We start from the raw sequence: 21,271 nt of genomic DNA, 5'->3' as shown, positions 1-21,271 counted from the left end.
CATGAATGCATCTGAAATCTTCTGGATTGTGCTTACCTGCATATTGGGCATACAGTTGCTATTCGCTCTATGGAACGTCTCCTGTCTGCCCAAAGTGCGTTCATTCCGAGCAGACCGAATACAACCACCAGACCTGCTGGTCTCGGTGCTGATTCCAGCCAGAAATGAACGACTACATATCGAAGGATGTCTGGAAAGTGTGCTCGCTAGCGATATGTCAGGATTCCGGATGGAAGTATTGGTGCTGGATGATCGCTCCGAAGATGAGACAGCGGCCATGGTACAAGCGATTGCGGATCGGGATGCACGTGTGCGTTTGCTGCATGGCGTTGATCTTCCCGAAGGCTGGATGGGGAAATCCTATGCGTGTCACAGGCTGGTTCAGGAGGCCAAGGGAGAATGGTATATGTTCGTGGATGCGGATGTGCGTCTGGAGCCAAGTGCCATTCGGCAGACTCTTGCGGCAGGGTGTGAGCAGAGCGGGGGGCTGGTAACCGGTTTTCCTTATCAGGTAACAAAGACGTGGATGGAAAAGCTTGTTGTACCCATGATGGTCTTCACCATCATCAGTCATCTGCCCATTTTCATGATACGAAGATCATCCAGTCCGATGTTTGTGGCCGCTACGGGGGCTTTTTTGCTGATTCATCGCTCCAGTTACGAAGCTTCCGGTGGTCATGCTGCCATTCAGGCACATCTGGTGGATGATATGAGTCTCGCCAAAGCAGTCAAGCGTGCAGGTCATCCGGTGATGCTGACCGATGTGCATGATGTAACAAATACCCGTATGTATCAGAACGGGGCAGAAGTATGGAACGGATATAAGAAAAACATGTACGAAGGTATGGGGCGCAAAGACGTGCTGCTGCTTGGCACGATGTTAATGTATACACTGATGTATATTGTGCCTCCACTAGGATTGATTATTGGACTCCTTATGGGCAGTTCGATGTCCATTCTGTATGGATTGTTAGGAACATTATTAGGTATGGCTGTAAAAAGAGTAGCGGATCATGCTGGCGGACAACCCTGGTGGCTTGCCCTTCTGCAACCGGTCAGCATGGCCTGTGTCATTGCCATCGGATTCGCTTCCTGGCAGGCAGGCCGCTCCGGCAAGGGGTATGTATGGAAAGGTAGGCGGTACAGTTGAGAGGTAACGTCATTATAATCGGTGCAGGATTTGGAGGTCTGTCGTGTGCAATACGACTGGCTTCACAAGGTGTGCAGGTGACCATTCTGGAACGGCAGCAACATGTAGGTGGCAAGCTACAGCAGATTGAGCGGGACGGGTATCATTTTGACCGGGGACCGAGCACGATCACGATGCCATCGACCTTTCGTTCAGTCTTCGACCATGCTGGAGTAGCAATGGAAGATTACGTACAATTATATGAGTTAGAACCGCGCACGCGTAATATATTTGCAGATGGCACAGTGGTAGATTTGTCAGGTAATCGCGGGTGGATGAAGGAGCAGATCGCTACGTACAGTCCGGAGGATGCAACTCGTTATGATGCGTTTATGGATGAATCTGCCGCGCTATATGCGGAAGCCAATCGTCATTTTCTGGGTAAGTTGCTGCTGTCTCCTTCTGACAAATACAATCTTCAGATGCTGCGCAGCCTGCTCCGCGTGCGGCCAACGGTGAAGCTGGATAAGTTACTGCGCTCATATTTCCAACATCCGCATACGCTGGCTATGTTCGGACGGTACGCGACCTATGTGGGATCATCGCCGTATCAATCACCTTCGATCTTTGCCATGATGGGGCATGTGGAAGCAGAAGTCGGCATCTACGGGGTCAAAGGTGGAACCTATCAACTGATCGAAGGAATGACCCGGCTGGCACGGGAAAAAGGTGTACAGATCATTACCGGCACAGAGGTCCGACAGATTGTTGTTCGGAATGGCAAATTGGCAGGTGTAGACACGGACCAAGGCTTTCGGGAAGCCGATCAGGTGGTTGCCAATGGAGATGTACTTAGCATAAATCGACTGCTGCTCGCACCGGAACATCGGAAAGAAATGAGCGATGCCCGCATACGGAAGTATGAGCCCTCCATTTCAGGATTTGTGACGCTGGCAGGTGTGAGAAGACAATATGATGCGTTGTTACACCATACGGTCTTTTTCCCGGAACGGTATGAACCGGAGTTTGACCATATTTTCCGTGACCGTAAAATGCCCGCCGATCCCACGATCTACATCTGTTATTCCGGTTATTCGGAAGCGGGCATGGCTCCGGCGGGAGCCAGTAATCTGTTCATTCTGGTCAATGCCCCCTATTTGTCGGATTCATGGAATTGGGAGCAGCAGACGGAACGTTACGGTGCGTTTGTGCTGGAACAATTGGCGGCGCGGGGAATTACCGGGTTGAATGAATCCGATGTGCTGATCCGGTACACACCGCGAGATATCGAACTGGATACCTTGGCGCATCAAGGGTCGATCTACGGCATCTCGTCCAACTCGGTGAAGCAGACCTTTATGCGACCAGGCAACCGAAGCAAAGATGTACAAGGACTCTGGTACGTCGGCGGAACGACACATCCAGGCGGCGGAACCCCGATAGTGACGTTGTCCGGACAGCTTGTTGGTGAGCAATTGGCATCGGAAATCTTGAGATAAGTTTGTTGTGCAGATGATGGAGTGAAAATGTGTTCTGTTGATCCATGTGCGTGTGTATCGTCTCTGCTAAAGCTGCTACGGATGATCCGTGCTGTTGAGTAGGTATGAGATAGTGGTGCTCCGGGATTTAAGTGAGACATTTGGTGTCGGGGCATCCTTTCAATAGCCGGTTTGGAACGTTATACTGAATAGAGTTAAACTGCTGAGCTGTAATGCTTATAGGATTAATGTTTTTGTCTTTTGCAAAAGACGTATATACATAGAAGTAAGGAACGGGCAGGTTATCCTGTCGATCCGCACGATTCTCACATAGGAGGTCTCATCATGAATGAACAAGAGCGAGCCGGCGAACGGCTGCTTCCCGAAGTGGCTACGGGAGAACGGAAGCTAGAGCACGTGCGCCTCTGTCTTGAGGAGAATGTGGCAGGAGAAGGGGTAACCAGCGGTATGGAGCGGTTTGCGTTTCGTCATCACCCACTGCCGGAACTGGATTTTGAAGAAGTGCATCTGGAGACTTCATTTATTGGCAAAAAAGTACCTACACCCTTGCTCATCAGTTCGATGACGGGTGGAAGCAAAACAACGGGCGCCATTAATGAGCGCCTCGCCCGAGTAGCAAACGCCAGAGGCTGGGCGCTCGGCGTAGGTTCGATCCGGGCTGCCGTGGAACAGCCGGAATTTGCGAGTACCTTCGATGTGCGGCGCTGGGCACCGGACATCCCGGTCATTGCTAACCTGGGCGCGGTGCAGCTGAACTATGGTTTCACAACAGCTGATTTCCAGCGTGCTGTAGATATTGCGGGTGCGGACATGCTCGTGCTTCACCTGAACACCTTGCAGGAAGTTTTCCAGCCGGAAGGTAACACCAACTTCAGCGGATTATTTCAACGGATTGAAAACTTGTGTCGTGAGCTAGACGTACCTGTTGGCGTAAAAGAAGTAGGTTTTGGCATCGATGGCGTGACGGCTCAACGCCTATATGAAGCGGGTGTCGCGTTCATTGATGTAGCCGGAGCAGGGGGCACAAGCTGGGTACAGGTGGAGAAGTACCGCAACAATAACCCGGTACGCCGGGCAGCTGCTGAAGCTTTTGCCGACTGGGGCATTCCCACAGCGGAGTGTATTCAGGAAGTACGAGCGCTGAATCCTACTGGTGCCCTGATTGGTAGTGGTGGACTACACACTGGCGTGGATGCGGCCAAAGCCCTCGCGCTCGGTGCGGATCTGGCTGGTTTTGGCCGATCTCTGCTCGAATCCGCAGTCGCTTCCGATGATGCGCTGAATGAGCGGTTGGAACAGGTCGAATTTGAGCTGCGTACCGTCATGTTTGGCATCGGGGTTGGTCGGATCGAGGATTTGAAACAGACGTTACGTCTGGTGGAACGGCGGTAGAGTGAGGGTGGAAATGCAGGTGCGAACCCCAAGCTCACATGATTTCCTTGGGGGATTCGCACCTCGAATTTTGTCGAAAACATCGTTTTCGTGACCTTTTGGCAACACATGTGTTCGTTGAAGGATGTTTTTTATCACAAACTTTTCTGTAATTTGGTATAATGATTGAGAATACGTGATAATGTTTGAATTTGATGACTTTATTACGTATTTTTTCGCAGTCGCACTCCGTGGAGTGCGTGGATTGAAGTCATGCCGAACGGGATTTCACACGCCAGACCAGTGCGTGGATTGAAATTCCTCGGGTCAACGCTGTTTGTGTCATCTATATTTGGTTCTGTATATGGGGTGCCAAATATAATCAAATCCTTACAAAGTCTTGTCTATCTCATGCTTTAGCATGGATAAGTACGTAAGACTTTTTTTGTTTTAATACAATTTAGAAGTTATGAGAATACAAAAAATCCGTCCAAAGAAAAATGAGGCCACTGAAGAACTTTACTTTTTCAAGTAGTGGATAACGTTTAGCCAAAAAAGAAGACATTTACACCCAAGTATTGGGAGTGATGTCTTCTTTTTTTGGCATTATTCGCTTGTGTTCTCTGTTCTCCTTACTCTGCTAACTTCAATATTCGTTTTAAATTTACAGCAAATATGGCCATTGCACCTTGTAATTGCATGCCAAGTAAACCCGAGGATGTGGCTATATCATACCCGTGTCCATGCTTAAGTTCACTGTTCTTCGCTTCAATTTTGTAACGCTCTTTGGATTTCTTTTTGAAATATTCTGTTTCTTGAAATGCCATTTGTTTGGAATGTTCTTCCGATTTTATCGAAACGGAGTATGTCTTGCTTTTCGCACCTTCTTTGTAGCAACCTTCCTTCAGTGCACAACGCACACATCGCTCTACATCAAAATAATAAGTATCTGTTTGGTTTTTACCGATACTTTTCTTGCCTTGCCGAGCCTGGTGGACGGCCATATGCCCAGTTGGACACACATACAACCCTGCATCCTTGTTAAACAGAAACTCATCTTCCTTTTTACGGTTTCCTTGCGTAATCAGTGGCTTCAATTTCGCTACAAGTGCAATTTCATTTTTGTGGGTGTATACAATATTATCCCTCTCGGAATAAACTGCGTCTCCAATGACGGTCTTCACCTGCATGCCAGCCGCTTTGATTTATTTGATTAATTCCTGTAATTGTTTTCCATCATTCTTCTCTCCTGTTGTGATAACGGCCGCTGTAATGATCCGCTCCTCAGTCATGGCCAGGTGTGTTTTGTATCCAAAGAAAGCAGAGTCTGCGCTCTTGTGTCCCACTCGTGCGTCGGGGTCTGCTGCCAGGCGAAGTTGCTCGACGTCATTTGAGATCGTTTCTTTCAGCAGGTTCAGAGGCTCTAGAATTTTCGGTACTTGTGCGATCCCAGATTCGGTTTCAACGAAAGTGACAAGCTTCTGGCAATACTCTATTTCATCTTCGAGCTTTTTGCTTGTTGGTTTTGGCTGATTCATCCAAGGTATATATCGCTTTGCGCAACTTCCGCGCACGGTCTTGTAGAATGTCTTGCGGTGACTTCTGGTTGTAGCGCGCTTTTGTATGCGTAGCATCGACGATAATGGCAGGGCTCTTCACAATACTCTGCTCGATCGCAAGCGTCACCGTTTTACCAATGAGCATATCTTTCAATCGCAATTTCCGGAATTTGGTCAGAGAGCTGGAGTCAATAACAGAATCTTCCGGTGCCATACCGAGAAAATATTTAAACGACATGTCATACTTCGAGCGTTCAACGATGTCTACGTCAGACAGTTCAAAGATCGCTTTGAGCAGTAAATATTTAAACATGCGAATAGGATCAATGGCGTTACGTCCATTGTCCAAACAATATTTCGCTTCGAGTTCTTCATAAATGAAAGTAAAGTCCACGAGCTCTGATTTGACGGAGCATATTGTCCTTCGGAACGACGATGTCATACAGTACCGCATAAGGACTCAGGACTAAAGTTTGTTGTTGTCGAATCATCTGCTCTCACCTACTTTTCATGATAACTCAATTTTTCTTGAAAAACTGTACCTTTTTCTAAATTAGAACTTTTTCAGTGGCCTCAAGAAAAATGGATGGATTTTTTATGTTTCTCTTTAAAAGTGAGAAAGCGTTACGCTCCGTTGACAATGTTTAGCCCAGTTTGTTTTTTTACCCATCATCATCCGGTATGTACGCTAACACATCTGAAAGAGTAAAGTCATTTCCTATCATTTCCTGCAGATTGTTCAAAAAACTAAATACAGGAATCAGACAGATGATTGGGGTGACCTAGCCGAATGCAAAAGCGGAATCCGCTTTTTGTCAGTATTTTTTTACTTTGCAGTTAATGAAGCAGGGGCGGAGGTTAATTCGATATCTTTCCATTGACCGTCAATTTGTGCCCTAAACTTTGCACGAACTACCAAAGTATATGTCCCAGGAGTTTTTAACTCTAGTACATTTTGTGGCGAAGGTACATACTCACTACCATCATAACTATAACTGCCCCCCGATTTGATGGATGTGCTGATTCCAATACCATTTACTATCGAATTTTCTGTTCCAAGATCTATAGCCTTCTCTTTTTCATCAAAAAGAGTATAGGTAAACATATTTACTCCATGCTCCAATTGAATCGTAGCTGTACCTTTATTCCGTAAGAAGGCCTCTACATTAAACGGTTCATTAATTTTGACCTCAGTTGGTGCATCTACATCCAGAAGGAAAAGCGGCTTATTATTCGCTTCGTTAAATGAACAGCCTGAAATAACGAATAGGAGCAAAGGGGCGATCAACTTCAGCATACCCGCAGTTTTCATCTTTAACAGCCTCCGATCGATTAGTTGATATATATTTGACGCTATATTCAGTAAGGATGTTGCAATACGATCGCGCAGATCTTCAATTGTTTTATTCATTACTAACCAGCTGACGGTCAGAGCGGAAAGTATATAAAACACATTTTATACTATTTTTTTGTATTTTATGGAACATTTTGCTTGGAAGCAACGTTATTAAAAGTATACCTGGAAAAAAGTTGAGGTATGTGTTGTGCCCCTGCTGCATATCCAGGAAATTTTTTGTTGAAAAGGAGTTGGTTTAAGAATGAAAAGAAAGCTGATCTCAATTGCTACAACGTTTACCATGTCAATAATGCTTTTATCTTCTTCAGCTTTTGCAAATGGTCCTGAACTTGGGGGGGGTCCGAATCCTGCTTCAAATCATTTTGAAATACCCATTGATGCCGGACCTGCTCCAGTTAATACAGTAGCGGTAGCTCAGGATTCCGAGGGTAAGGAGTTTTCCCTGGCACAGAATGATCGTGTCCAATTGCAGGAATACATTGCTGCTAACTTTAAAGATGCTTATGCTGGAGCGTATACCGAAGAAGATGGAACCAATGTAATACTTCTAACTAGCGAAAGCAAAGCTAAAAGCCTTGCGGGTAATAACCTCGAAACAGTGCTGAAGAGTAAAAGCAAAAAGACAGATAAACTGAAATTCAAATATGTAAAGTACAGCGAAAATGAACTTTACGAGGGAAAGGAAAAAATATTTAAAAATGCGGAATCTTTAGACCTTGAAGCCGTGGGAATCGATACCACACAGAATAAAGTCAATGTTTACATTACGCAAGAGAATTTAGATAGCAAAAAGGACGAGATTGTAAGCAACTATTTAAATGAAGATATGATTAATTGGATAGTTGGCGATGTTGAAATTAAAGACAATGCTTATGATTTATTCTCAGGTGAACGTATTGAAAGATACGTTGATGGAAATTCCTGGGGAGTGTGTAGTCTTGGTTTTAATGGAAGAGCGAGTGGAAATGATGTTGGTGTGACTGCAGGACACTGTTCAAACGGCACATACTATGATTTGTCAGATGGATCAGCTTCTATTGGTACAATGTCAAATGCAAATAATAGCTCAAGTTCGAGCTATGATGCTGGTTTTGTGAAATATGTATCAGGAGTGAAGCCAAGTGTATTCCTTAACGGAAGTACAATGACCGTTGGTACTACTGATTATTCCGGGGCGTATAGACAAGTCGGTGATTACGTTAAAATTCATGCTACTTCTAAAGGTGGCACGGGTACTTCCCTTTTGAAAGTAATAGATTCTGATCTAAGTATTCCTGGAAACCCAATGCATTTAGTGAGAACTGAGTACGGTGGGCTAATCGGTGGTGATAGTGGAGGCTTGGTGTATTCCATCGCAAACAATGGAGTAAAAAGTTATGCTCGCGTAGAAGGGATTTATAAAGGGAATTATCTTTATAATGGTACAAAGACAGGAGAAGTTTTTTCGAAATATAGTTATGTCTATGATGGTTTAGGAATGTCAGGGGTTTATACGGATAACAGTTATTAAGCAACGAATTACAGAGTATAATCATTGAGTGTTTGGTATAACCATAGATCGTAATCAGAAGCTTAGTATTAACTAAGCTTCTTTTTTTTGTGCGCCATGCATGGCGATTAACTAGGCGGAGAAAGTCCGCTGTGGGGGTTTGTAGTTACAAACCACGTATTGAGAGCATGAATTGAAATACTTTTGACTGGGTTACCATGAAGTTTCCTCCCGTAGTCAGAGTGCCATAATGTGAACTCGTACTTAGCCGTACTAAACATGGCTAAATACGGGTTCAAATTTATCAGGAGTCAGTAACAATACAAAAATCCGTCCAAAGTAAAAATGGACGGATTTTTTTGATTTTCTTTAAAAGTGACATTTCGCTCCATTGAAAATGTTTGTCCAGTTTGTTTTTTTATCCCTTGTGATCATCCGGTATGTACTCTAACACATCGTTAAGAGTGTAGTCATTTCCTGTCAGTGCCCGTAGAGTGTTCACGATATTATTCAAGGTATCTAAATCAAGCCTTTTCGTTTTTCCTTCGCACAAATCATAGATAAGGTTCGGTCTAACTTTTGCTTCTCTAGCCAGTGCATTTTTAGTGACGCTGGCTGCATCTAAAGTGTCGCCCAATCTTATTTTTATAGACATAGCCAATTCCACCTTTCACTTTAATGATAACCTAACGTTAAATGTTTTAAAATAATCACTTGACGTTTATCGTTAAACGTTATAAAGTTTGGGTATATTATCAATAGACGTTAAACTTTTGGCGTTAAATTGTTTGTGGTTTAAAATCAAAATCAATAATGTTTTAAATTTACCTAATGGTTATTTCTCATAATGATTATGAATAATGAGTCTCATTCTTTTTAAGGGAGGGCAATAGTGTCATGAAAATCTCAAACCATTTTGAACGTGCTTTGTTAATCCTCGACACCTTTGACCAAGATCGAGAAATGTATATTTACCAAGGTTATGTCATGAATGAGCGCTATATCATTTATGTAGATGAAGGTACGTTATGGCTTCGGCATGTACAGAGAGTTACACATATAGATCATTTATATATTGATGGAGATACTGGAGGGTTAGTCCTGACTGAGCATATCACAGGAAATGCAAGAGAGATGCTAGAGTCAATCGTGGACAGATTGAGTGGTATGGATGCGATGACATTTCTCACGGATGTCTTATTGTGGACTCCCGACCGTGTGGATATGAATTTGATGCTTGATTGCATACTATGACAAGGCTCTCCAGCCCTCTTCCAGGCTATTTTTTGCAACATTTTAAGCAAAGCAGATAAATATCTTTATAATAAAAGTAAATTATTTACAAGTAAAATATTGATATTAAATTCAAAAATATAGTATTATTTAATTGACCATTGCTTAATTTTGCTTGGAAAGGTGGTGTACCTTTGAACTCAGTAGCCACAATACGTGATCATTTAGCAGACTACTTAAAAACGAACCATATGACACTCAATCAATTCTCTGAGATATCGGGAATCAACTCAGGGACGTTGAGTGGTACGCTGAACGGGCTACGTACCATTGGCATGCAGCAGTTGGATCGACTAACTGCCGGGATGGGTTTAACAGAGGGTTACTTCTATGAATTATACATACATGAGTGTTTTGTACATACAAGCCCGGATTGGCGAAGACTGGGGCCTTTTTTATATCGTTGTGCCGAACTCGGTAAGGTCGATTATATGGAAGAAGCTGTTAATCTAATTATGGATAATCTTTCCTATGCACCGCTTTTGTTCGAGTTGGCTGAACAGTTATATCGTGAAGGGAAGTTAGAAGCGGCCATGCCCTTGTATGTATGTGTAGCCGAGGGTGAGAAAATGCAACATTCTGAACGGTTGGCTCTAAGTCAGTATCGTTTGTTCACAATCGGGCTTTCCAAGGATCAGATGAGTAATCTTGCACTTGCTACCCAGTTCGAGTTTTTTGTAGATCGGCTAGACGAGCCTTACCAGCTGGATGGACTGAACGATCTGATGAATGTGTATGCTTCATTGCGCCGATGGGATAAGGTGAGGAGCCTTGCTGATCAGTTAAAGTTAAAAGCAATGATCCATTATGAATTGAAGAAAAAAGTAAATGTAGCGGAAGATAACCCTAAAAAGCAAATTATATTCTATGTTTTATACGCTTATTTGATGCTTGGAGAGGCTTGTTTTTATTATGAAGAATATGGAGAAGCACTTCAGTATGTTTCGTTGTACACCGATTATAGTTGGATAAATGATCCGAGCGAAGAGGAAACCGTTGTTATTCGTCAGTTCGAGGAATGGGCAGAAGGCAATCGATATCTATATGAACTAATGTCAGGTAAAACAGAGGTTATCCAAAGTTATATGAACTATATCTCGGAGAGAGAAAATGAGATCTTTCCTGCTTTATGTGCGATTGTAAATGCAGCGAATCGGTATGATATGAAACATTTCTTCAATTCTTGAAAAGTATCAATCTTATTTCATGTATCAGGACCAAAGCAGTCGTATTGGAAAAATCAGCGAGCAATATACGAATGATCAATATGGTACTTTGCTTGTGGGCCTAGGTACATATTATTTAAAACATCAAGATTATAACAGAGGATTTCAGTTGATTCTTAACGGTTTGGATTTTGCAAATAAAATTAAGAATAAAGATAGTATTCTAGAGTGTATAAAAATATTTGAAGAATTTCGGTATTGTGCAATCGAAGAAGCTAAACTACGATACAAAAAAATGATTCGGGAGGTTTGATGACGAATGAAGATGAAATTGGCAATATTGATAGTTACATGCAGTATCACAGTAGGCGTTGTTTTTCCTACTACTCAACCCATCCCCGTTGAAAAAGACCGTCCAGTAATCGTGACAACTAATGGCCACGGCACAGGAAGTTAACCAGCATTTCTGAAAATACGCTTTTTGAATATGAGCTGCTCCCTCAAGTAGAATGGTGAATTGTCTACGTTGAAGGGAGCTTTTTCGTGTTGGAGTTCGCCTGATTTCCTACTAATTAGCAGAATGGACTAGAATGTTACAACAGGGAGGGGTGAATATGGATTGTGGTGAGCTCAAGTTGCAGATCGAAGCAGCGAGACAAAAGCTCTATCAACTCAAGATGGACTATGGAAATCTGCTTCATCCTCATGTTATACAGCAATCTATGGTCCTGGATGATCTAATTAATCAATACAATCAGGTTAAAATAAAAAAGCCGATTGAATAATTCAATCGACTTTGGGCGAGAAACTTTGGCGGGTCGCTCGCCCCTATATTTTAACATAAGTCCACAGAGCGAAATATCGTTATTACATACATTCTTGATTCACGGTGACATTCTCAAATTTAAATCGTCAGAATAACTTCATGCGCTAAGTGGGAGAACAGGATACAATAAGATACTAGTAGTGCAAATAGGACTGCACAGAGATCTTACATAATGAAGATCACTCGAAATAAGGAGAGGAATAAGTTGGAACTTTCTCTAATGAATCAGGAAGATTTTGCGAGTTTTCGCATTCGATCGATTAAGGATTTTGCAGAAGAAAAAGTAGAAGCGGGTACCTGGGCTGAGGAAGAGGCGCAGCAACTGGCGGAGGAGTCTTATGAACGTTATCTGCCAGAAGGCTTGAACACACCCGGAGCGTATCTCTACAATCTGGTGCATCCTGTGGACGGCAATGTGGGGTATATCTGGTTTAATGTCACGGATAATCGCCGCGGGAAGGATGCTTTTTTGCTGGATATTGTGGTTGAAGAAGCGCACCGTGGTAAGGGATACGGAACAGAGACGATGCAGGCGCTTGAACAGACGGCCTTGAGTCTTGGCGTGGATCGCATTGGTTTGCATGTGTTTGGACATAATGTGCGGGCGAGCATCCTGTATCGCAAGATGGGATATGAGGTAACGGATCTGACGATGTATAAGGAAATAAAAGGTTAATCTGATGGCGGATAATCTAAGCCACTGGCTGGTTTTGGCTGACCTCTGATCGAATCCGCGGTCGCATCAGATGATGATGCGCTGAATGAGCGGTTGGAACAGGTCGAATTTGAGCTGCGTACCGTGATGTTTGGCATTGGCGCCGGTCGGATTGAGGATTTGAAACAGACGTCACGTCTGGTGGAGCGGCATTAGGCGGGAGGTTAAAATGAAGGTGTGAACCCCAAGCTCACATGATTTCCCTGGGAGATTCGCACCTCGGATTTTGTCGAAAACATCGTTTTCGTGCCCTTTTGGCAACAGCGGTATTTGGTGAAGGATATCTTTTGACGCATATGTTGCTATAATTATTGGCGATACGTAATGAATTTTGGACTTTATTACATGTATTTTCGCTGTCGCACTCCGTATGGAGTGCTTTAGAATACTACTCGCGAAAGCAAGTGGCTTTTTTGTATCTAAAACTTCGGTAGACGTCTGTGAAGGTATATCTTTACGAACGAAGAAAAAGTCTGTTTTTATATTACCTAGAAGTCTTACAGTTATTGTGAGCATTTATAATAACTATAAGACCTCACGCGACGCCCTGCTTCATGACAAATGTGGCCGCAACATACATACAGGAGTTTTAATCATGCAAACAATCACTAGAGAATACGGATATGCCAAGGTATCCACAAAAGAGCATAATAAAGATCGGCAGTTAACTGTATTACGGGAACAAGGCATTCCAGAAGAATAGATTTGTGCTCGACCATACCACCTGTTAAACCCAATATATTTAATAGTTCATCGAGAGAAGCGATTAAATATATTTAAGCAATTCACTCAAACTTACGAAGAGTTGCACAAGTGTTCCCTGATATGAGGGGGGCGTTCCAAGAAAACGAATACACAATGGAATTTTTCTGAAATTTTAATCCACGGCCCATGGTGACGATAATGAATATAGAGTGGTGTTCTTCCCAAATCGGAGAGAGCCTATAAAAAAGGAGAGAGTTTGTGAAAAAACAGGTTATCAAATTCGCAGGAATCGCACTGGCAGCAGTACTTATGGCAGGTACGATGGGTATCACGTCAGCTAACGTGCAAGCCGCAACAGCAACGACTCAATTTTCTGACGTTGAATCCACCCATTGGGGCGCCAGCGCCATTACCAAGGGCGTTTCCAAAGGCTATGTCGATGGATACATGAACGGTACATTTAAACCAGACGCCAGCGTCACACGTGCGGAATTCGTGAAGATGGTCGTCTCGGCTATGGGACTTGAAATCACGCCAGCAAACGGTAAATGGTTTACCGAGTACGTTGACGCTGCAAGCAAAGCAGACCTTTACGTATCTACCGATTTTAACGATAGCGAAGTGGCTTGGACGAAAGTGATGACACGGGAAGAAATGGCTCGCGTTGCAGCTCGTGCGATCGGTGAAACAACAAAGGAAGATGACAAATGGATGTACCTTGCTACGAAAGCGGGTCTCATTAAAGGCGTTGGTATAGGGCAGATCGCTCCGAAAGGACTGACCACGCGTGCGCAGGCAATTGTTGTAATCGAACGTATTCTTTCCAAGAATACTGGCGCTTCCCTTGACGTCGATAAGTATGCGGTTGGTAGTGCTGAAATCGCATGGCATGGTACGAACATCTTCACTGTGATGCCTGAAATGTGGGTCACACCTGAATCTGATGTAAAACGTGCTGGCAAGGCTTCAGTCGAGGAAATGTGGAACGAAAGTAAAATGACGCTACATCGAAGGATGGACTGTGGCAAGGCAAGCTGGACGCTCTTGTTGCTATTGACCTTGCTGATCCGAACGATCCCAATCGATTCCTACTACCCAATATCAATCAATTGAAATGGTCAAATAACAGGCAGACCATTACTGATTTGATGGTTAAAGACCAAAAAAATAGCTACATTCTGTATTTCAAAGGTGGTCAAGTTTATAACAAAGCACCAAATAAATATCTGGATCGAAAACGGCTAACTTTTCGTGTCGGTGGTTTTAACAGCCCGGATCTTGATGCGTTTTACTATAAACGTACCCTTAACGGGAGCGCTTTTGTTTATCAAAACAAGTGGTTTGATCTTCCTGCTATTATTATTCCAAAATCTGGAACTATTCAGCAAGGTGATGATCTTGTTGTGAGGCTCGAAACTCCAACTAGCGGTTCACTTGCAAGTGATAGCGTAATTATTCGACTACGGGGTATTCAGTAGCCGAGGCTTAAAATTTGTTGGACTCATTATATTGCTCTTAACAAGCAGTATACTGGGTGCTTTTTGCCGTTATAGGAAGTTTTAGAAAAAAATCCACTTGCTTTCGCAAGTAGCATTTAACCGCTAAACTCCTGTTACTATAAAAATATAGAGGGTTATTTTCCGAAATCAAGAGCGTCTAATCAAAAGGAGAGAGTCCCGTGAAAAAATATTTCACCAAAATCGCAGGAATCGCACTGGCAGCAGTACTTATGGCAGGTACGATGGGTATCACGTCAGCTAACGTGCAAGCCGCAACAGCAACGACTCAATTTTCTGACGTTGAATCCACCCATTGGGGCGCCAGCGCCATTACTAAGGGCGTTTCCAAAGGCTATGTCGATGGATACATGAACGGTACATTTAAACCAGACGCCAGCGTCACACGTGCGGAATTCGTGAAGATGGTCGTCTCGGCTAGGGGACTTGAAATCACGCCAGCAAACGGTAAATGGTATACCGAGTACGTTGACGCTGCAAGCAAAGCAGACCTTTACGTATCTACCGATTTTAACGATAGCGAAGTGGGTTGGACGAAAGTGATGACACGGGAAGAAATGGCTCGCGTTGCAGCTCGTGCGATCGGTGAAACAACAAAGGAAGATGACAAATGGATGTACCTTGCTACGAAAGCGGGTCTCATTAAAGGCGTTGGTATAGGGCAGATCGCTCCGAAAGGACTGACCACGCGTGCGCAGGCAATTGTTGTAATCGAACGTATTCTTTCCAAGAATACTGGCGCTTCCCTTGACTTCGATAAATATGCGATTGGTAATGCTGAAATCGCATGGCATGGTACGAACATCTTCACTGTGATGCCTGAAATGTGGGTTACTCCAGAATCTGATTGGAAACAAGCTGGTAAATCGTCTGTCGAAGAAATGTGGAACGAAAAGCTTATGACGATCACATCGAAAGATGGACTGTATCAAGGTAAGCTGGAGGCTCTTATCGCGATTGATCTTGCTGATCCTAACGATCCGAACCTTGGGTTGATTGCGCCAATGAATACGCTCAAATGGTTTAACAACAAGCCTGATGTAAGGAACCTAATGGTCAAAGATCAGAAGAACAGTTACGTCCTGTATTTCAGTGGTGGTACGGTGTTCAACAAGGATACAAAAAAATATAACCCTTCAAAAAATCTTCAATTCCGGGTTGATGGATTTAATAGTGCTGATGCCAATGCTCATGCCAAAGGTGTTCTGAATACAACCTCCTACGTTTTTCGTAATAGCTTATTTGACACTCCTGCCGTAATTATTCCAAAAACAGGTACTGTACAACAAAGCGATTTGGTAATTAGACTTCAAACGCCAGCAGGTGGGTCTCTGTTCAGTGAAAGCATTCCGCTCCGTCTCAAAGGTATCCAATAATGAAAAAAACCGACGACGTTTATTGTTTGTCGGGCTCAGCAAACTGCTCCTATCGAGCAGTTTGCTGGGTTCAATTTATAGTGTAGCCGTTATTGAGATAGTTCTTCAGGGAAAAGCTTAAAAATTGGCATCTAAGTTTTTATTATGTGTGCCCATGTTCACATAATAATGTTTTACTGCTTAAACGGAGCGAGTATCGATATCACATACATTCATCTTTCACGGTGACATTCTCATTGGTTACAGTAACGTAGGAATTGCCTGATAAGTATTCCGTATAACCGCAAACCGTTTTGTTATAGGGCTTTCCGCGACTGTCCGTAAACGCTAAGGAGACGGCTCCCTCCCCGGAAAGTTTCAGCCGTGGGGCGAATTTCACGTTTGCTCCGCTGGGAATATCCTTATCGAATACGTAGGTGGAGCGACTCTCATTGTTGTTTAACGAGTTGTCGCCTTGGACTAGGCTAGCCTGAATATGGGTGAGGTCATAGTCGGACTGATTATGGATCGTGATCCTTAAGTGGCGAAAGGGATCCATTGCATTCAGAAAGCTCATAAAAGCGACGATGGCGATTCCGAGTATGATAGCAGACAAGATAATCATTTTCTTTTTGGAGAATCGGCGACGTGTGTTCAATATGATCCACTCCCTTCCTTCATGAGGTATAAACGATGGGAAGAGATCAAAAGTTATAAATAAAATGGGTAAATATGAAATTGAAGCTCGAATCGTCAGAATAACTTCATGCGCTAAGCGGGAGAACAGGATACAATAAGATACTAGTAGTGCAAAAAAAGTTTGCACGGAGATCATACATAGAACACTCAATTGAGGAGGAAAACAACATGGAACTATCTCCAATGAATCAGGAAGGTTATGCGAGTTTTCGCATTCGATCGATTAAGGATTTTGCAGAAGAAAAAGTAGAAGCGGGTACCTGGGCTGAGGAAGAGGCGCAGCAACTGGCGGAAGAATCTTATGAACGTTATCTGCCAGAAGGCTTGAACACACCGGGAGCGTATCTCTACAATACTGATGCATCCTGTGGACGGAAATGTGGGGTATATCTGGTTTAATATCACGGATAATCGTCGCGGGAAAGATGCTTTTTTGCTGGATATTGTGGTTGAAGAAGCACACCGTGGTAAGGGATACGGAACAGAGACAATGCAGGCGCTTGAACAGACGGCCTTGAGTCTTGGCGTGGATCGCATTGGTTTGCATGTGTTTGGACATAATGTGCGGGCGAGCAGCCTGTATCGCAAGATGGGATATGAGGTGACGGATCTGACGATGTACAAGGAAATCAAAGGGTAAACCAAAAAGCGGATAATCTAGTCCAAACTTAAGATCTGCGCAAAACGAATTATCCGCAGTAACCGGGGATTTCGGGAAGCGTATGGGACTCTGGTCGAATTGGCGAAGTTCCTTGATGCCTTGAGGTTTGTCATATATAATGTATAGGATTATCCATACCGAACAAGTAATCAATGAGGAGTTGTCATATACATGGCTTTGAAAGCTGGAATCGTGGGTCTGCCTAACGTTGGTAAATCTACATTGTTTAATGCAATTACACAAGCAGGTGCCGAATCGGCAAACTATCCGTTCTGTACAATTGACCCTAACGTGGGGATCGTTGAAGTGCCAGATGAGCGTCTGGACAAACTGACAGAACTCGTTGTACCTAAGAAAACAGTACCAACGGCGTTTGAGTTTGTAGATATCGCTGGTCTTGTTCGCGGTGCGAGCAAAGGCGAAGGTCTTGGTAACAAGTTCCTTGCCCACATCCGTGAAGTAGACGCGATTGTACACGTGGTACGTTGCTTTGTAGATGAGAACATTACACACGTCGATGGCAAAATTGACCCGGTAAGCGACATCCAGACAATCAATCTGGAGCTGATCCTGGCCGATATCGAGAGTGTTGAGAAGAAAATCGATCGCTCCAAGAAAAACATGAAGGGCGGCAACAAGACTGCCTCTCAAGAAGTAGAAGTATTGGAGAGAGTGAAGGCTGTCCTGTACGATGACAAGCCGGCACGCAGCATGGAACTTACGGATGACGAGCTTCTGATCGTGCGCGATCTGCACTTGCTCACCCTGAAGCCTGTTCTGTACGCAGCCAATGTAGCTGAGGACGAAATCGGCGACGTGGCGAACAATGCTTATGTGCAAAAAGTAAGAGAATTCGCAGCTGCTGAAAACGCAGAAGTTGTGCCGATCAGTGCGAAGGTTGAAGAAGAGATTTCTGAGCTGGAAGGCGAAGATAAACAAATGTTCCTGGAAGAACTCGGTATCGAGGATTCCGGTCTGAACCTGTTGATCAAAGCGGCTTATAAATTGCTCGGTCTGTACACATACTTCACAGCAGGTGTACAGGAAGTTCGTGCGTGGACAATCCGCAAAGGTACCAAAGCGCCTGGCGCAGCGGGAGTCATTCACACCGACTTCGAACGTGGATTCATCCGTGCAGAAGTTGTTTCCTACGACGATCTGGTTGCAGCGGGTTCCATGAACGGTGCCAAAGAGCGTGGACAACTTCGTCTTGAAGGTAAAGAATACGTTGTAAATGACGGCGACGTTATGCACTTCCGTTTCAACGTATAAGTTGTTACACCTTTATATGTAGATTCAATAACATGACCCTGCGACCTTCTCGTGAAGTTCGTGGGGTCTTTGACTTAGAGTTTTACAGATGAGGAACAAGAAAAACCACCGGGATTAGGTTGGTCGCCTTGCAATCCGGTGGTTCTTCATTCATTTGATTGAAATTCGCCGTGGTCGCCCACCGGCCTTTGTTAGAGAAGTCACGATGTTAGCGCATCGTGGCTTTTGTTTATTTTACACCTGCTATACTACTTGTATTATAGCACCGTAGGAACATATCGGAACAACATCGAATTTTGTATTTTGCAGCACAAAAATTAGTTCATCCGCCTGCGGAACAGTTACTATTCAGAACCATAAGAATATGCTATAATTAAGAGTCGTATACCACGTTAAAATTCGCGCTGTAACAGATGAGCTTAAGCGTGTTTCATACAGGGTACGCGATTTCTTGATTTCACTTTAAAAGTAAAGGATTTGATGACGTTGTAGCGATGTTATACGTCGATCATACAGGAATGTGAATACATGCTGCGGTCAGGGGATTCGGTGAGAATCCTGTGCGTTGTGGAATATAGATTATAGATGTTATGAATAATGAAACCGAAATAATTATTAAAAACGATATTTGCATGGACAAAATAATGTGTGAGGTGACTATACATGTTGGATAAATTACAGGCGTTAGCCGACCGTTATGACAAGTTGAGTGAGCTTTTGTGTGACCCGGATGTGGCAAGTGACAACAAAAAGTTGCGGGAATATTCCAAAGAACAATCTGATCTGCAACCGACTTATGAAGCGTACAATGAATACAAACAGGTAAGTCAGGATCTCGAAGCTGCAAAGGAAATGCAGGGTGAGAAACTGGATGATGAGATGCGTGAAATGGTCAAAATGGAAATTGACGAACTAAGCACTCGCCAGAAGGAACTGGACGAATTGATTCGTGTGCTTATGCTGCCAAAAGATCCGAATGACGACAAAAACGTTATTGTTGAGATTCGCGGAGCAGCTGGTGGAGATGAGGCAGCGTTGTTTGCAGCAGATCTGTATCGGATGTACACACGTTATGCAGATGCACAAGGCTGGCGTGTAGAGCTGATGGACGTTAACACAAATGATCTCGGTGGATTCAAAGAGGTTGTTTTCCTGATCAACGGACGTGGCGCTTACAGCAAAATGAAATACGAAAGCGGCGCACACCGTGTGCAGCGTATTCCAACAACTGAATCCGGCGGACGTATTCATACGTCAACTTCAACGGTTGCGGTCATGCCTGAAGCCGAAGATTTTGATATCGAAATTCATGACAAAGACATCCGTGTTGATACGTTCTGTTCCAGTGGTGCCGGTGGACAATCGGTTAATACCACGAAATCCGCAGTACGGGTAACGCACGTTCCAACGGGAATTGTGGCGACATGTCAGGATGGAAAATCACAGAACTCCAACAAGGAAAAAGCGTTGCAGGTTCTGCGTACACGTATCTTCGATATGAAACGTATGGAAGAGGAAGCGAAGATCTCTGTTGAGCGGAAGAGCAAAGTGGGAACGGGCGACCGTAGTGAGCGTATTCGTACGTACAACTTCCCGCAAAGCCGTGTGACGGATCACCGTATCGGTCTGACGATGCACAAGCTGGATCAGATCATGAACGGGGAGATTGAAGATATCTTGTCTGCACTGACGATTGCTCAGCAGACCGAGTTGATGGATAGAGGAGAATAATCTGTGACCCGCGCGCAGTTTGTCATGACGCCGGAACAGAGCTGTCGGGAAGCCTTCGTGGAGGCTTCCTCTTTTTTGGAGAAGTGCGGCGTGTACGAGCCGCAAAACAATGCCCGGCTGCTGCTGGAACATGTACTCGGCGTTTATGGCGCCGCGTACTACATGATGCAGCCGGAGCCTTTTCCCAGCGAGCATCGCAGCCGCTGGGAGGACGCCGTCACGCGCAAGGCTACGGGTGAGCCGGCGCAATACATTATCGGCAGCCAGGAATTCTATGGGCTGCCGTTCGAGGTCACGCCGGCCGTGCTGATTCCGCGGCCGGAGACCGAGCTGTTGGTCGAGGCTGTGCTGCGCGAAGCCGACCGCGTGTTTCCCGACGGCGCTCCGCTCGCCGTCGATATCGGCACGGGCAGTGGTGCCATCGCGGTGACGATGGCTTCACTGCGCCCGCGCTTGCAGGTCGGCGCCGGGGATCTCTCGGCGGCTGCCCTGCAAGTGGCCGCGCGGAACGCGGCCGCGAACGGGGTACAGATCGACTTCCGTGAAGGCGATTTGCTGGCCCCGTTCGCCGGGGCACGGGTGGACATCCTGGTGTCCAACCCGCCATACATCCCGGCGGCGGATATCGCCGGGTTGCAGCAAGAGGTGCGCGATCATGAGCCGCGCATGGCATTGGACGGCGGTCCGGACGGGCTTGCACCGTACCGTATCATGCTGGAGCAGTTGGCGCTGTTGCCTGCGCCGCCGCAGATCATTGGTTTTGAGCTGGGCCAAGGGCAGGCTCGCGACATTGCAGCTTTGCTTGAAACGGCGGGACATTGGCCGGAAATTATCATTGTACCGGACCTTGCCGGAATCGAGCGGCATGTCCTGGGTGTTCGTACTTCGGAACAGGTGACGAAAATGTAAGGTTCTGCGGGTTTTCTT

At 44.8% G+C, this 21,271-nt stretch carries 19 protein-coding genes and 2 pseudogenes; 17 read left to right on the top strand and 4 right to left on the bottom strand.

What is annotated here, in order from left to right; translation table 11 throughout:
• The first annotated feature begins 1 nt into the window (after nucleotide 1).
• The 3 genes from NST38_RS27890 (at nucleotide 2) to fni (ending at nucleotide 4,020) form a co-directional block, all read left to right on the top strand.
• Nucleotides 2-1,150: a glycosyltransferase gene (locus tag NST38_RS27890; RefSeq protein WP_076253627.1), complete on the top strand. Its 1,149-nt coding sequence runs from the start codon at nucleotides 2-4 to the stop codon at nucleotides 1,148-1,150.
• A complete protein-coding gene (locus NST38_RS27885) occupies nucleotides 1,147-2,628 on the top strand; it encodes a phytoene desaturase family protein (RefSeq protein ID WP_076253626.1) in 1,482 nt (493 codons plus the stop codon). Before NST38_RS27890 ends, NST38_RS27885 begins: the two co-directional genes overlap by 4 nt.
• Nucleotides 2,629-2,952: 324 nt before the next feature.
• Nucleotides 2,953-4,020, top strand: coding sequence for a type 2 isopentenyl-diphosphate Delta-isomerase (fni, locus tag NST38_RS27880; RefSeq protein ID WP_076253625.1), 1,068 nt, complete (start codon nucleotides 2,953-2,955; stop codon nucleotides 4,018-4,020).
• Between the two features lie 611 nt (nucleotides 4,021-4,631).
• Here fni and NST38_RS27875 read toward each other — a convergent pair.
• Nucleotides 4,632-6,049, bottom strand: a pseudogene (locus NST38_RS27875) (IS1182 family transposase).
• A gap of 335 nt (nucleotides 6,050-6,384) precedes the next feature.
• On the bottom strand, nucleotides 6,385-6,870 hold the full coding sequence (locus NST38_RS27870; RefSeq protein ID WP_076253624.1) for a hypothetical protein: 486 nt from the start codon (nucleotides 6,868-6,870) through the stop codon (nucleotides 6,385-6,387).
• A 286-nt stretch (nucleotides 6,871-7,156) separates the two neighbouring features.
• Between NST38_RS27870 and NST38_RS27865 the strand changes: the two genes are divergently transcribed.
• Complete coding sequence (locus NST38_RS27865; RefSeq protein ID WP_076253623.1) at nucleotides 7,157-8,425, top strand: hypothetical protein; 1,269 nt, start codon at nucleotides 7,157-7,159, stop codon at nucleotides 8,423-8,425.
• 397 nt (nucleotides 8,426-8,822) lie between these two features.
• On the opposite strand, the gene NST38_RS27860 is transcribed toward NST38_RS27865, so the two are convergent.
• Nucleotides 8,823-9,059: a helix-turn-helix domain-containing protein gene (locus NST38_RS27860; RefSeq protein ID WP_076253622.1), complete on the bottom strand. Its 237-nt coding sequence runs from the start codon at nucleotides 9,057-9,059 to the stop codon at nucleotides 8,823-8,825.
• A gap of 242 nt (nucleotides 9,060-9,301) precedes the next feature.
• Here NST38_RS27860 and NST38_RS27855 point away from each other — a divergent pair, with 242 nt between their 5' ends.
• The 8 genes and pseudogenes from NST38_RS27855 (at nucleotide 9,302) to NST38_RS27820 (ending at nucleotide 16,002) form a co-directional block, all read left to right on the top strand.
• Nucleotides 9,302-9,658: a hypothetical protein gene (locus NST38_RS27855; protein WP_076253621.1), complete on the top strand. Its 357-nt coding sequence runs from the start codon at nucleotides 9,302-9,304 to the stop codon at nucleotides 9,656-9,658.
• A gap of 173 nt (nucleotides 9,659-9,831) precedes the next feature.
• On the top strand, nucleotides 9,832-10,884 hold the full coding sequence (locus tag NST38_RS27850; RefSeq protein WP_256720166.1) for a transcriptional regulator: 1,053 nt from the start codon (nucleotides 9,832-9,834) through the stop codon (nucleotides 10,882-10,884).
• Between the two features lie 593 nt (nucleotides 10,885-11,477).
• A complete protein-coding gene (locus NST38_RS27845) occupies nucleotides 11,478-11,648 on the top strand; it encodes an aspartyl-phosphate phosphatase Spo0E family protein (protein ID WP_101313549.1) in 171 nt (56 codons plus the stop codon).
• A gap of 246 nt (nucleotides 11,649-11,894) precedes the next feature.
• Complete coding sequence (locus tag NST38_RS27840; protein ID WP_341344229.1) at nucleotides 11,895-12,365, top strand: GNAT family N-acetyltransferase; 471 nt, start codon at nucleotides 11,895-11,897, stop codon at nucleotides 12,363-12,365.
• Nucleotides 12,366-12,410: 45 nt separating this feature from the next.
• Nucleotides 12,411-12,560, top strand: a pseudogene (locus NST38_RS27835) (type 2 isopentenyl-diphosphate Delta-isomerase); the annotation flags it as partial.
• Between the two features lie 807 nt (nucleotides 12,561-13,367).
• The gene (locus tag NST38_RS27830; RefSeq protein WP_341344228.1) at nucleotides 13,368-14,222 is read left to right on the top strand and encodes an S-layer homology domain-containing protein; all 855 of its coding nucleotides are present in this window, start codon (nucleotides 13,368-13,370) and stop codon (nucleotides 14,220-14,222) included.
• Nucleotides 14,223-14,257: 35 nt separating this feature from the next.
• Nucleotides 14,258-14,587 carry a hypothetical protein gene (locus tag NST38_RS27825; protein WP_341344227.1) on the top strand — a complete coding sequence of 110 codons (330 nt, stop codon included), beginning with the start codon at nucleotides 14,258-14,260 and terminating at the stop codon, nucleotides 14,585-14,587.
• A 200-nt stretch (nucleotides 14,588-14,787) separates the two neighbouring features.
• Complete coding sequence (locus tag NST38_RS27820) at nucleotides 14,788-16,002, top strand: S-layer homology domain-containing protein (protein ID WP_341344226.1); 1,215 nt, start codon at nucleotides 14,788-14,790, stop codon at nucleotides 16,000-16,002.
• Nucleotides 16,003-16,204: 202 nt separating this feature from the next.
• Here NST38_RS27820 and NST38_RS27815 read toward each other — a convergent pair whose 3' ends face one another.
• A complete protein-coding gene (locus NST38_RS27815) occupies nucleotides 16,205-16,639 on the bottom strand; it encodes a hypothetical protein (protein WP_076254981.1) in 435 nt (144 codons plus the stop codon).
• A gap of 209 nt (nucleotides 16,640-16,848) precedes the next feature.
• Between NST38_RS27815 and NST38_RS27810 the strand changes: the two genes are divergently transcribed.
• The 5 genes from NST38_RS27810 (at nucleotide 16,849) to prmC (ending at nucleotide 21,253) form a co-directional block, all read left to right on the top strand.
• Nucleotides 16,849-17,079 carry a hypothetical protein gene (locus NST38_RS27810; RefSeq protein WP_257467788.1) on the top strand — a complete coding sequence of 77 codons (231 nt, stop codon included), beginning with the start codon at nucleotides 16,849-16,851 and terminating at the stop codon, nucleotides 17,077-17,079.
• Nucleotides 17,048-17,320 carry a GNAT family N-acetyltransferase gene (locus tag NST38_RS27805; protein ID WP_257467789.1) on the top strand — a complete coding sequence of 91 codons (273 nt, stop codon included), beginning with the start codon at nucleotides 17,048-17,050 and terminating at the stop codon, nucleotides 17,318-17,320. Before NST38_RS27810 ends, NST38_RS27805 begins: the two co-directional genes overlap by 32 nt.
• A gap of 192 nt (nucleotides 17,321-17,512) precedes the next feature.
• Entirely contained in the window at nucleotides 17,513-18,613 is a 1,101-nt protein-coding gene (gene ychF, locus NST38_RS27800; RefSeq protein ID WP_017691917.1) for a redox-regulated ATPase YchF, read from the top strand.
• Nucleotides 18,614-19,276: 663 nt separating this feature from the next.
• The gene (gene prfA, locus NST38_RS27795) at nucleotides 19,277-20,344 is read left to right on the top strand and encodes a peptide chain release factor 1 (RefSeq protein WP_017691918.1); all 1,068 of its coding nucleotides are present in this window, start codon (nucleotides 19,277-19,279) and stop codon (nucleotides 20,342-20,344) included.
• A gap of 24 nt (nucleotides 20,345-20,368) precedes the next feature.
• A complete protein-coding gene (prmC, locus tag NST38_RS27790; RefSeq protein WP_083685084.1) occupies nucleotides 20,369-21,253 on the top strand; it encodes a peptide chain release factor N(5)-glutamine methyltransferase in 885 nt (294 codons plus the stop codon).
• The last annotated feature ends 18 nt before the right edge of the window (nucleotides 21,254-21,271 follow it).

The sequence above is a fragment of the Paenibacillus sp. FSL H8-0104 genome (genome assembly GCF_038050215.1).
Lineage (GTDB): Bacteria > Bacillota > Bacilli > Paenibacillales > Paenibacillaceae > Paenibacillus > Paenibacillus amylolyticus.
This window is presented reverse-complemented; position numbering and strand designations above follow the sequence as displayed.